This window comes from Peribacillus sp. NPDC006672 (assembly GCF_050274955.1).
Taxonomy (GTDB): domain Bacteria; phylum Bacillota; class Bacilli; order Bacillales; family DSM-1321; genus Peribacillus.
Map to the genome: position 1 here is coordinate 1 of NZ_JBNNOR010000020.1, position 12,816 is coordinate 12,816.

The 12,816-nt window shown below is 41.8% G+C and carries 11 protein-coding genes, 1 rRNA gene and 1 other annotated feature; all 12 genes read left to right on the top strand.

From position 1 onward, the window contains the following. Positions 1–104: ribosomal RNA gene (gene rrf, locus ACQKKK_RS22595) — 5S ribosomal RNA — on the top strand; the annotation flags it as partial. A 298-nt stretch (positions 105–402) separates the two neighbouring features. After that, positions 403–864, top strand: a complete 462-nt coding sequence (locus ACQKKK_RS22600; protein WP_061440355.1) for a CtsR family transcriptional regulator — start codon at positions 403–405, stop codon at positions 862–864. A 21-nt stretch (positions 865–885) separates the two neighbouring features. After that, the gene (locus ACQKKK_RS22605) at positions 886–1,434 is read left to right on the top strand and encodes a UvrB/UvrC motif-containing protein (protein ID WP_427619288.1); all 549 of its coding nucleotides are present in this window, start codon (positions 886–888) and stop codon (positions 1,432–1,434) included. Then, a complete protein-coding gene (locus ACQKKK_RS22610) occupies positions 1,431–2,507 on the top strand; it encodes a protein arginine kinase (RefSeq protein ID WP_427619290.1) in 1,077 nt (358 codons plus the stop codon). Before ACQKKK_RS22605 ends, ACQKKK_RS22610 begins: the two co-directional genes overlap by 4 nt. 129 nt (positions 2,508–2,636) lie before the next feature. Next, positions 2,637–5,078 carry an ATP-dependent protease ATP-binding subunit ClpC gene (gene clpC / locus ACQKKK_RS22615; RefSeq protein WP_427619292.1) on the top strand — a complete coding sequence of 814 codons (2,442 nt, stop codon included), beginning with the start codon at positions 2,637–2,639 and terminating at the stop codon, positions 5,076–5,078. A 199-nt stretch (positions 5,079–5,277) separates the two neighbouring features. Further along, on the top strand, positions 5,278–6,660 hold the full coding sequence (gene radA, locus ACQKKK_RS22620) for a DNA repair protein RadA (protein WP_427619293.1): 1,383 nt from the start codon (positions 5,278–5,280) through the stop codon (positions 6,658–6,660). Positions 6,661–6,662: 2 nt separating this feature from the next. Further along, on the top strand, positions 6,663–7,736 hold the full coding sequence (gene disA, locus ACQKKK_RS22625; protein ID WP_427619295.1) for a DNA integrity scanning diadenylate cyclase DisA: 1,074 nt from the start codon (positions 6,663–6,665) through the stop codon (positions 7,734–7,736). A gap of 225 nt (positions 7,737–7,961) precedes the next feature. Then, complete coding sequence (locus tag ACQKKK_RS22630; RefSeq protein WP_427619297.1) at positions 7,962–9,041, top strand: PIN/TRAM domain-containing protein; 1,080 nt, start codon at positions 7,962–7,964, stop codon at positions 9,039–9,041. Positions 9,042–9,062: 21 nt separating this feature from the next. Further along, positions 9,063–9,749 (top strand): 2-C-methyl-D-erythritol 4-phosphate cytidylyltransferase, encoded by a 687-nt coding sequence (ispD, locus tag ACQKKK_RS22635; protein WP_427619299.1) that lies wholly within the window; start codon positions 9,063–9,065, stop codon positions 9,747–9,749. Positions 9,750–9,763: 14 nt separating this feature from the next. Continuing rightward, entirely contained in the window at positions 9,764–10,243 is a 480-nt protein-coding gene (gene ispF / locus ACQKKK_RS22640; RefSeq protein WP_427619301.1) for a 2-C-methyl-D-erythritol 2,4-cyclodiphosphate synthase, read from the top strand. A gap of 91 nt (positions 10,244–10,334) precedes the next feature. Then, positions 10,335–11,792 (top strand): glutamate--tRNA ligase, encoded by a 1,458-nt coding sequence (gene gltX, locus ACQKKK_RS22645; RefSeq protein ID WP_427619303.1) that lies wholly within the window; start codon positions 10,335–10,337, stop codon positions 11,790–11,792. A 42-nt stretch (positions 11,793–11,834) separates the two neighbouring features. Then, positions 11,835–12,083 (top strand) — a binding site (T-box leader). Between the two features lie 81 nt (positions 12,084–12,164). Beyond that, on the top strand, positions 12,165–12,815 hold the full coding sequence (cysE, locus tag ACQKKK_RS22650) for a serine O-acetyltransferase (protein ID WP_427619305.1): 651 nt from the start codon (positions 12,165–12,167) through the stop codon (positions 12,813–12,815). The last annotated feature ends 1 nt before the right edge of the window (position 12,816 follow it).

The window sequence follows — 12,816 nt, forward strand, 5'->3', positions numbered from 1 at the left end:
AGCGAAGAGGTCACACCCGTTCCCATTCCGAACACGGCAGTTAAGCTCTTCAGCGCCGATGGTAGTTGGGGGTTTCCCCCTGTGAGAGTAGGACGCCGCCAAGCCATTTACAAGATCAGCCATTCGGCTGGTCTTTTTTGTATTGCTTGAAATATGAATTGATGAAATAAGCTGATTTTGAGTGAAGAAGCCTTAAGGGTTGAAAAAATTGCAGGTTTTGTACTTATCTTTTTAGGGTATTTATGTAAGATATTTCAACTTTAATGTTCAATGGGGTATGTAACTACATATAATTTGGAGAAAATGGATATTACAGAAAGAAAGTGCGTTTAAGTTGCAAAATGCATTTTTCCTTGTATAATAATAGTCAAATATAGTCAAAGTCAGATTGGAGGAGGCTGAGTGAGAAACATATCTGATGTTATCGAAACTTATTTGAAGCAAGTACTGGAAATAAGTCAAAAAGATATCTTAGAAATTAAAAGAAGTGAAATAGCAGATAAATTTCAGTGTGTTCCTTCTCAAATCAATTACGTAATCAATACCAGGTTTACAATCGAGAGAGGTTATGTTGTAGAGAGTAAGCGTGGTGGCGGTGGTTATATACGCATCATGAAAGTGGAATCACAGGATTCCGTGCAACTTATTAACCAATTATTATCGCTTATTGGTTCTAGGGTAACCCAATCAATGGCTGAAGGAGTAATTTCCCGGCTGATGAATGAGGAAGTAATCAATGAAAGAGAAGCAAAGATTATGATGAGTGTCATAGATAGATCGGTTATTTATATCGACCTACCTGACCGCGATGAGCTTAGGTCAAGAATTTTAACTGCGATGCTTACGACTTTAAAATATAAATGAAACTGGCAGAGGTGATGAACGTTGATTTGCCAAGAATGTCATCAGAGGCCTGCTACCCTACAATTCACCAAAATCATCAATGGAAAAAAGACTGAAGTAATGATTTGTGAGAAATGTGCTCAGGAAAAAGGTGAGATGTTCATGGATGCAGGTGGACCTGGTTTTTCAATAAATAATTTATTAGCAGGATTGTTGAATATGGAGTCGAATATTCAGACAAAGGCAAATGCATTTCCGAAAACGGAAGAGACACGTTGCCCGCATTGTCATCGATCTTATAAAGAATTTGTCCATATTGGTAAGTTTGGCTGTGCCGAATGTTATAAAACATTCAATGAACAGTTAAACCCTATTTTAAAGAGGGTTCATAGCGGCAATACAGCACATATAGGGAAAATTCCAAAAAGGATTGGCGGCACCATACATCTTCGAAAGCAAATTTTGGATTTGAAAGAAGTCTTAAAGAATCACATTAATGAAGAGGAGTTTGAGAAAGCGGCAGAGGTAAGAGATAAGGTACGTTCCCTTGAAAAAAGGTATGAAGCACAAGAGGGAGGCGAGGAATTATGAGCTTGGAAAAGTTTGTAGAAAACGCCTTGAGTTCCTGGATGAGTGCCGAAGGGCCGGAGATGGATATTGTATTGAGTTCCAGGATTCGGTTAGCTAGGAATTTCAAAGACTTTACCTTCCCAACCTCCTTTTCTAACGAAGAAGCTAAAAAAATCATTGAATTGGTCAAAAAAAGAATTGAACAGGAAGTAACTCCGGAAATTGGAAAACTGGAACTTTTAGAGATTGACCAATTACAGCCACTGGAAAAGCGCGTTCTCGTTGAAAAACATTTAATCAGTCCTCATTTAGTTGAAGATTCAGAAAAAAGCGCGTGTCTCCTTTCGGAAAATGAGGAAATAAGTATCATGATAAACGAAGAGGATCATCTCCGTATTCAGTGTTTAATGTCGGGGTTGCAGTTAAAGCAAACCTTAAAGATTGCAAATGTTCTTGACGATTGGATTGAAGAATCCATAGACTATGCATATGATGAAGAAAGAGGATACCTAACTAGTTGTCCAACTAATGTGGGGACAGGATTAAGGGCTTCAGTCATGATGCATCTGCCCGGTCTAATCCTTACACAGCAGATGAATAATATCATACCGGCAATCAATCAATTGGGGTTGGTGGTTCGAGGGATTTATGGAGAGGGCAGTCAAGCGTTGGGGAATATCTTTCAAATCTCTAATCAAATCACTCTTGGAAAGTCGGAGAGGGATATCGTTGAAGATCTAACGAGTGTAGTGCAACAAATCATAGCTCAGGAACGCTCAGCGAGGGATGCATTAGTGAGGACTTCCCACATACAATTAGAGGATAGGGTTTTCCGTTCATATGGGATATTGTCCAATGCTCGAATCATTGAGACCAAGGAAGCAGCTACCTGTATCTCCGATGTTAGGCTAGGTATAGATCTTGGGTATATAAAAAATATTTCTAAAAGCATTCTTAATGAGTTGATGATTTTGACACAGTCGGGATTTTTACAAAAGTACGCAGGTGGCCCTTTAAGATCCCATGAAAGGGATATCCGCAGAGCAGCACTCATTCGAGAACGCTTGAATTTAACGGAATCTACCTCCTCATAGAGGTCATTAACCTCTGAGTGAGTGCCATTATTCATGTAATAGATTTGGGGCAAGAAGAAGCTTCTGCCATTACTTATAGAATTGTCAGCAACTTTATTCAAAACGAAAATTCTTAAGGAGGAATTCCCTATGATGTTTGGTCGTTTTACTGAAAGAGCCCAGAAAGTATTAGCATTAGCCCAAGAAGAGGCAATCCGTTTAGGTCATAATAATATTGGCACGGAACATATTTTACTGGGCCTTGTCCGAGAAGGTGATGGCATTGCAGCCAAAGCGTTATATGCACTTGGATTGGGTCCGGATAAGATACAGAAAGAAGTGGAAAATTTAATTGGCCGTGGACAGGATACGGCTCAAACGATACATTATACCCCAAGAGCTAAGAAAGTCATTGAGCTTTCCATGGATGAGGCAAGAAAATTAGGTCACTCATATGTTGGGACAGAGCATGTACTTCTAGGTTTGATACGAGAAGGGGAAGGTGTAGCTGCCCGCGTGTTGAATAATCTTGGAGTTAGCTTAAATAAAGCTCGACAACAGGTATTACAACTTTTGGGTAGCAATGAATCAGGTGGTCATCAAGGTTCAGCTGCCTCAAATGCAAGCACACCGACTTTGGATGGTCTTGCCCGTGATTTGACGGCAATTGCCCGGGAAGGAAGCTTGGATCCCGTTATCGGAAGAAGTAAGGAAATACAGCGTGTCATTGAAGTATTAAGCCGCCGTACAAAAAATAACCCAGTATTGATCGGTGAACCTGGGGTAGGTAAAACAGCCATTGCTGAAGGCCTTGCCCAACAGATCATCAATAATGAGGTACCTGAAATATTACGTGATAAACGCGTAATGACACTTGATATGGGTACTGTCGTGGCTGGTACAAAATACCGTGGTGAATTTGAGGACCGATTGAAGAAAGTAATGGATGAAATTCGTCAAGCGGGTAATATCATCTTATTCATCGATGAATTGCACACATTGATTGGTGCAGGCGGTGCAGAAGGTGCCATCGATGCTTCCAATATCCTTAAACCATCATTGGCCCGTGGCGAATTACAATGTATCGGTGCTACTACTTTGGATGAGTACCGAAAGTATATCGAAAAAGATGCTGCGCTTGAACGTCGTTTCCAGCCAATCCAAGTCGATGAACCAACTATGGAAGAGTCCATTCAAATTCTCAAGGGTTTGCGTGACCGTTATGAAGCCCATCACCGTGTATCGATTACGGATGAAGCGATTGATGCCGCAGTCAAATTATCCGACCGTTATATTTCCGATCGCTTTTTACCGGATAAAGCGATTGACTTGATTGATGAAGCTGGATCCAAGGTTCGGTTGCGCTCATACACAACGCCGCCAAACTTAAAGGAACTTGAAGTGAAGCTAGATGATGTCCGTAAGGAAAAGGATGCTTCCGTTCAAAGCCAGGAATTTGAAAAAGCTGCTTCGCTTCGCGATACAGAACAACGCTTAAGAGAACAATTGGAAGAAACGAAAAAGACTTGGAAAGAAAAACAAGGGCAAGAGAACAGTGAAGTTACTGTGGATGATATTGCACACGTCGTATCCAGCTGGACGGGAGTTCCAGTCACTAAACTGGCGCAAACAGAGTCAGATAAACTGCTTAATATGGAATCAATCCTCCACGATCGCGTAATCGGGCAGGAAGAGGCCGTCATTGCGGTTTCTAAAGCAGTACGGCGTGCAAGAGCAGGTTTGAAAGATCCTAAACGTCCAATTGGTTCATTCATCTTCCTGGGACCTACAGGGGTCGGTAAAACTGAGCTAGCCCGAGCTTTAGCTGAATCCATTTTTGGTGATGAAGATGCTATGATCCGCATTGATATGTCCGAATATATGGAGAAACATTCGACTTCACGTCTTGTTGGATCCCCTCCAGGATATGTTGGATATGAAGAAGGCGGGCAGTTAACGGAAAAGGTGCGGAGGAAACCATATTCCGTGGTTCTGCTTGATGAAATAGAAAAGGCACATCCCGATGTCTTCAATATTCTTCTGCAAGTATTGGAAGACGGAAGACTGACGGATTCCAAAGGGCGTACTGTAGATTTCAGGAATACCATTCTGATTATGACATCGAATGTAGGGGCGTCTGCCTTAAAAACTGATAAGTATGTCGGCTTTAACATCCAAGATACTGGCCAGGACTACAAAAATATGAAAGGGAAAGTGATGGAAGAACTCAAACGTGCATTCCGTCCGGAATTCCTGAATCGTATTGACGAAACTATCGTTTTCCACTCATTAGAGAAGGACCATTTGAAACAAATCGTTACACTAATGTCAAATCAACTTACTACCCGATTGAAAGAACAGGAAATATACTTGGAGCTGACAGATGCGGCTAGAGAAAAAATTGCTACGGAAGGGTTTGATCCTGAATATGGGGCACGACCAATCCGCAGGGCACTTCAGAAGCATGTAGAAGATTACCTCTCCGAAGAGTTGCTTAAAGGTAACGTGAAAAAAGGGCAAACGGTCGTGATGGATGTCGTGAATAATGAGTTTGCAATCCGACAAGGCGAGCCTGTCAATATAAGTGAATAACCTGATTCTAAACTTCGAGGTACACGCAGATTTTTTTGCAGTGTACCTCTGTTTTTTATCCGTAGGTAGAAATGAGTATAAGTCGGACAAGGTAGAGTAGTTATTTTTTTAAAAAAACTTAGCCTTAAGAAGGTTTAAATAAAACAGAGGTATAATATCCTTAATATAGGTATTTTTTATAAAGAAAGAGGAGTAATTTATGGCTGTAAAAAAGAAAACCAAATTTATGTGTCAGTCTTGTGGATATGAGTCCGCGAAATGGATGGGGAAATGCCCAGGATGCGGTGAATGGAACAAAATGGTCGAGGAAACTGAAATCGTTAAACCTGCTAGAAAAGGTGCTTTTACCCATTCAGAGGTCAGGGGAGAACGGGAGAAGGCAGCACCCATAACTACTATTCAATCAGAAAAAGAACCCCGGATTAAGACGGATTTAATGGAATTGAATCGTGCTCTTGGGGGCGGGATCGTACAGGGATCTCTTGTGTTGATTGGAGGGGATCCGGGTATCGGTAAATCGACCCTACTTTTGCAGGTATCTTCCCAATTGGCCCATAAACAGAAAAAAGTGCTTTATATATCAGGCGAAGAATCAGTCAAGCAGACCAAGTTGAGAGCGGACCGGCTTGGGACCATGTCAGAAAATCTATTTGTTTATTCTGAAACCGATATGGATTATATCCAACAGGCGATTACAGAGGTGAAACCGGATTTAGTCATTATTGACTCCATTCAAACGGTGTACCATTCGGAGGTTACATCTGCTCCGGGAAGCGTTTCACAAGTGAGGGAGTGCACAGCTTCACTCATGCGCATTGCTAAAACGAATGGGATTGCGATCTTTATTGTCGGGCATGTTACAAAGGAAGGTGCCATTGCAGGGCCTCGGCTGCTTGAGCATATGGTAGACACCGTTTTATATTTCGAAGGAGAAAGACACCATACATATCGAATTATACGTGCGGTCAAGAACCGCTTTGGTTCGACGAATGAGATGGGTATTTTTGAAATGAAAGAACATGGTTTGGAAGAGGTTGCAAATCCATCGGAAATTTTCCTTGAAGAACGGTCGCAAGGAGCTTCTGGTTCTACAGTCGTCGCATCCATGGAAGGAACAAGGCCAGTGCTTGTCGAAATTCAAGCATTGATTTCACCTACGAGTTTTGGCAATCCTAGGCGGATGGCCACAGGGCTTGACCACAATCGGGTTTCGCTCTTAATGGCTGTTCTGGAAAAAAGGGTGGGACTGCTGCTCCAAAACCAAGATGCGTATTTAAAGGTCGCTGGTGGTGTCAAGCTGGATGAACCGGCAATCGATCTCGCTGTCGCAATCAGCATTGCCTCGAGCTTCCGTGATAAGCCAACAAACCCTGCCGATTGCATCATTGGTGAAGTGGGGCTGACTGGGGAGGTAAGAAGGGTTTCACGAATTGAACAAAGAGTGCAGGAAGCAGCAAAACTAGGGTTTAAGCGGGTTATAATACCGGCTAATAATATAGGGGGATGGACTGCGCCAAAAGGGATTAAGATCGTTGGTGTTTCATCGGTTTCAGAGGCTCTTCAACAAGTGTTAGGGGGTTAAGTATGACAGATAAAAAAGGGTATGAGAAAACAAAACTGGAGATTCTGCAAATTGTAGCTCCGGGTACCCCGCTTCGGGAGGGTATTGAAAATGTCCTGAGGGCAAATACTGGTGGTTTGATAGTGGTCGGATATAACGAGAAGGTTCGGACGATTGTAGATGGCGGCTTCGAAATTAACTGTAACTGTACTCCAAGTACATTGTATGAGTTAGCGAAGATGGACGGGGCCATCATTTTAAATGAAAAGGCCGATACGATCATTTTCGCAAATGCACAATTAGTGCCGGATAATAGTACACCTTCCACTGAAACGGGAATGCGGCATCGGACAGCTGAACGTGTAGCAAGGGAGACCAAGTCGTTGGTCATTGCAATCTCACAACGTCGGAATGTCATAACTTTATATCAAGGCAATTTCCGGTACGCCCTCAAAGATATAGGAGTCATACTCGCCAAGGCTAATTTAGCCATTCAAACCTTGGAAAAATACAAGGTGGTTCTACAGCAGAGCATATCGGTATTGGGTGCACTGGAGTTTGAGGAAATCGTGACCTATGCCGACCTTTTGCAGGTATTTCACCGTTATGTAATGGTACTCAGAATCAAGGCGGAGCTATTAACGTATCTTAATGAGCTTGGTACGGAAGGAAGATTGATCCGTCTGCAGATGAATGAGATCCTGGCGGATATTGAAACGGAAGGGAAGTGGCTTATCAAGGATTATACCTCCAGCAATGATGAAAAACCTGAGGAAATCATTTCTCGGCTTCAAGAGTTGGCGATGCAGGAAAAACTGGATGAAAGCATACTTCTAAAGGTGCTGGGCTATAACGGATACATACATCTTGATGAGTCAGTACACCCCCGTGGTTACCGTATTCTAAATAAAATCCCACGCTTGCCGGGTTTGATCATCGAAAATTTAGTGAAACAGTTCGGAAGCTTTAGTGAAGTCAATAAAGCTACGGTTGAAAGCCTTGACGATGTAGAGGGTATTGGAGAAGTCCGTGCCAATAAAATTAAAGAGGGACTCCGTATTTTAAAAAATCAACTGGTTACAAATAGAAGGATGTAAGGTGCAGCTTGCCATCAAAAATTTCCTGAATTAGCTTGAAATGAATAGTGTTTATTTTTGACACTCAAAACTCAGGGTGCTAGGCTAATATTACGAAAAAGAGAAGAAGTCATATTTGTAAATCCACTAATTCCTTAGGTGAATTTCACGTATATAATGAAAACGAATTTTCGAAGGTTTCATTTTATTTTATTGGTCAATAATGAGTAGAGGGAGGTGAAAGGGATGTTAAAACGCATTATACAAGCATGCTTCTTAATAGTCGGCGGAACACTTGGTATGATACTTATTCCAGAATTATTAATTGTTTTACATGCAGATGATATTGCTTTAATAAACAATCCTTATGTAAGTGTACTGTTGGGTGCCATTATCTTTTATCTTATTACTTTTTGGGCAGTAGATCATGTGATCTATTTTATGAAGTGGCTGGAGGAACAGCTTGTTAAGATACCAATTACGGACATAATCTTTGGCAGCGTCGGTCTTTTAGTGGGACTGCTTGCGGCTTTCCTGGTTGGCTCCGCCTTCAGTGCCATCAAGGTGGTTCCGATCATCCTTACGCTTTTATTCGGTTATCTTGGTTTCCAGGTGGGCTTTAAAAAACGTGATGAACTATTGAATTTATTCACGAAAAATAATAAGAAAAAGAATTCTGATGGTGAAGCAAGTGAAGAGGATGAAGAAGGTTATAGCAAGCGGCTGAAGATTCTCGATACAAGCGTCATCATTGACGGAAGAATTGCGGATATCTGTCAGACAGGTTTTCTAGAGGGGACCATAGTCATCCCTCAATTCGTATTAAACGAACTACAGCACATTGCTGATTCATCTGATGCCTTGAAAAGGAATCGTGGAAGACGTGGTTTGGATATCCTTAATCGGATTCAAAAAGACCTTCCGATTAAAGTGGAGATGTATGAGGGAGATTTTGAAGATATTCAGGAAGTGGACAGTAAACTTGTGAAGCTAGCCAAAATATCGGGCGGAATGGTCGTTACCAATGATTTCAACTTAAATAAAGTATGTGAGTTTCAAAGTGTGGCGGTCCTTAATATTAATGACCTGGCCAATGCCGTTAAACCTGTTGTACTTCCAGGGGAAGAGATGAATGTACAGGTCATTAAGGACGGGAAAGAGCAGAACCAGGGCATCGCTTATTTAGACGATGGTACAATGATCGTTGTTGAGGGCGGCCGTGACCATATTGGAAAACGTATCGATGTACTTGTCACAAGTGTACTGCAAACCTCTGCAGGTCGTATGATATTCGCTAAACCGAAACTATTAGAAAAAGCATTATAAAGAAGAGTAGGAGAAACCGTCATGTTTTATGAAGTAGTGATACCTGCAGCTGGACAAGGAAAAAGAATGAAGGCGGGCAAGAATAAACTTTTTATTGAACTATCGGGTATCCCGATTATTGTTTATACACTACGTGTCTTCGAAGAAGACCCAGACTGTCGGGGGATTATCCTTTCGATAAACCCGGCGGAAAAGGATTATTTCAGTCAATTGATATCAACGTATGGGCTTAAAAAGGTCAGGAAACTCGTCATGGGCGGCAAGGAGCGCCAACAAAGCGTTTATAATGGGCTGCAACATGCAGGAGAAGAAATCATCCTGGTCCATGACGGAGCTCGCCCTTTTATCGATTTAGGACAAATTAGTGAATTGACTACCGCCGCTTCCCTTCATGGAGGTGCCGTTATTGCAGTGCCCGTTAAGGATACGATTAAAAAAGCGGCAAACAAAAAGGTGTTGGAAACGGTGGAACGATCAAGCTTGTGGGCGGTACAAACTCCACAGGCTTTTCGTGTATCTATATTAAAAAGGGCGTATGAAGCGGCAGAGGCTGAAGCATTTTTAGGGACGGACGATGCAAGTTTGCTAGAACGGATCAATGAACAGGTAGTTATTATTGAGGGCAATTATGATAATATTAAAATTACGACTCAGGAAGACCTTTATTTTGCAGAAGCGATTTTACATAAAAATTATGGAAAACGATGATTGGGGAGAATGATATGTTTCGAATTGGACAAGGATATGACGTTCATCAGCTTGTTGAGGGAAGACCTTTGATTATTGGCGGAATTACTATTCCGCATGAGAAAGGTTTGCTAGGTCATTCTGATGCGGATGTCCTTCTGCATACTGTTGCTGATGCTTGCTTGGGGGCAATTGGTGCAGGGGATATCGGAAAGCACTTTCCGGATACGGATCCTGAATTTAAAGATGCCGATTCGGCAAAACTGCTGCAGTATATTTGGGCGATTGTAAAAAAAGAAGGATACACCCTAGGCAATGCGGATTGTACAATCATTGCACAAAGCCCGAAAATGGCACCATATATTGAAGCGATGCGAGGCAGGATTGCAGAACTTTTAGATGCCTCGATAGATCAAATTAATGTAAAGGCGACCACTACTGAGAAACTTGGGTTTACAGGCAGAAGCGAAGGAATCGCGGCACAGGCTGTTGTCTTATTGGTTAAATCAAACTAAATTCATTTTTAGAGTGGATGCCTTTAATCCAATGTATATAAATGATAAAATACTACAATAGAAAAGAACGACTGGGAGGTCTATATATATCATGAGCAGCGATATTCGAGTTCGCTATGCACCGAGTCCAACTGGACATTTACATATAGGTAATGCACGGACGGCTTTATTTAATTATTTATACGCACGAAATAAAGGCGGGAAATTCATCATCCGCATTGAAGATACCGACCAAAAGAGGAATATTGAAGGCGGCGAGGAAAGTCAGCTTAAATATTTGAAATGGCTTGGAATGGACTGGGATGAAGGTGTTGATGTTGGCGGTGAATACGGTCCATATCGTCAATCCGAAAGGAACGACATTTATCAGGAATTATATCAAGAACTTTTAGGTAAGGGTTTGGCTTATAAATGCTATTGTACGGAAGAAGAGCTTGAAGCAGAGCGAGAAGGACAGGTCGAACGGAACGAAACGCCAAAATATTCAGGGAAGTGCAAGCATTTAACTGAAGAAGAGCAAGCAGAGCTAGTGGCTGAAGGAAGAAAACCAAGCATTCGCTTTGCTGTTCCAGCCGGGAAAGTCCTTACTTTCAAAGATATGGTTAAGGATGACGTTTCGTTTGAAACAGATGGTTTTGGTGACTTTGTTATCGTTAAAAAAGATGGCATCCCAACCTATAACTTTGCAGTGGCAGTCGATGATCACTTGATGAAGATTTCCCATGTCCTGCGTGGTGATGACCATATCTCCAATACTCCAAAACAATTGATGGTTTATGAAGCATTCGGATGGGAACCGCCGGTTTTCGGACATATGACGCTGATTGTAAACGAAAGCAGGAAGAAACTAAGTAAACGTGATGAGTCGATCATTCAATTCATTGAGCAATATGAAGAGCTTGGTTATGTACCTGAAGCTTTATTCAATTTCATTACGTTACTAGGATGGTCTCCGGTTGGGGAGGAAGAGATTTTCACGAAAGAAGAGTTCATTAATCTTTTCGATGCAGATCGATTGTCTAAATCACCTGCACTTTTCGATAAGCAAAAGCTTACATGGATGAATAACCAATACGTGAAGCAATTGGACGGCGATCGTGCAGTGGAATTGTCAATGCCTCACTTAATTAAAGCTGGGAAGGTTTCAGAGACAATAACGGCTGAAGAAGAAGAGTGGGTACACGGCTTAGTTTCCCTTTTTCAAGAGCAGATGAGCTATGGAGCGGAAATAGTTGAGCTATCTGAACTGTTTTTCAAGGATGAGGTCGAGTTCGAGCCAGAAGCTAAGGAAGTGTTGGCTGAAGAACAGGTACCTGAAGTCATGAAAGCTTTCCTTCAGGAAATCGAGGGGCTTGAAGAATTTAGAGCGGACGAAATCAAGAAGTCGATTAAAGCTGTACAAAAAAGCACAGGGCATAAAGGGAAAAAATTATTCATGCCGATAAGGGCGGCCGTCACGGGTCAAACACATGGCCCTGACTTGCCTAAGGCAATTTCATTATTGGGCAAAGAAAAAATTAAACAGCGTATTCAGAGTATTTTATATTAACAATTTGTCGAAAATGTAATATAGTATTTAATAATCTTACAAAAGAACGCGTAGATGGGGAGAAGTAAGCAAACGAAGCTTTTTAGAGAGAACCATAACCTGCTGAAAGTGGTTCAGGCCTCTCGTTTTCTGAAATGCACCCTTGAGTCCTTTGCTGAACTAACCTATAGTAGGCACAGGCGGAATGTCCTCCGTTACAGGGATTAAAGTTGGGGATGAAAAAAACAGGGAAAGCTTTACCTGCTTCGTACATCCCAAACAGAGTGGAACCGCGCTTAAAGCGTCTCTGTCTATTTGGACAGAGACGCTTTTTTATATGCTTTAAAAGCTTCAAAAGGGGATGTTGGAAAAGGGACATAGGGGGGAATCATTTTGTTAAAGATGTTTAAAGAGGATATCGAAGTGGTTTTTGATCAAGATCCTGCTGCGCGCAGTTATTTGGAAGTCATTTTGACGTATGCGGGTTTACATTCTATTTGGAGCCATAGGGTGGCTCACGCACTATTTAAGAAGAAATTCTTTTTCCTGGCGAGAAGTATATCTCAAATCAGTCGGTTTTTTACCGGAATTGAAATCCACCCAGGAGCCACCATTGGACGTCGTTTCTTCATTGACCATGGAATGGGGATCGTCATTGGCGAAACTTGTGAAATTGGTGATAATGTGTCTGTCTTTCAAGGTGTAACCCTTGGGGGGACGGGAAAGGAAAAGGGAAAACGTCATCCTACGATAAAGGATAATGTGTTGATTGCAACAGGAGCAAAAGTGCTGGGTTCCATTACTGTTGGTGAAAACTCCAAAATCGGTGCAGGATCAGTCGTTTTAAAGGAAGTGCCACCTAACTCTACAGTGGTGGGCATTCCAGGCAAAGTGGTCATTCAAGATGGTATCAAAATCAACAAAGACCTAAATCATTGTGATCTTCCTGATCCAATCAATGATCGCTTTAAGGAATTGGATAGCGAGATCAGGTCCTTAAGAGCGAAGCTAGCTGAACAGAAGCAGGAAGAAAGGAGTCTATAAT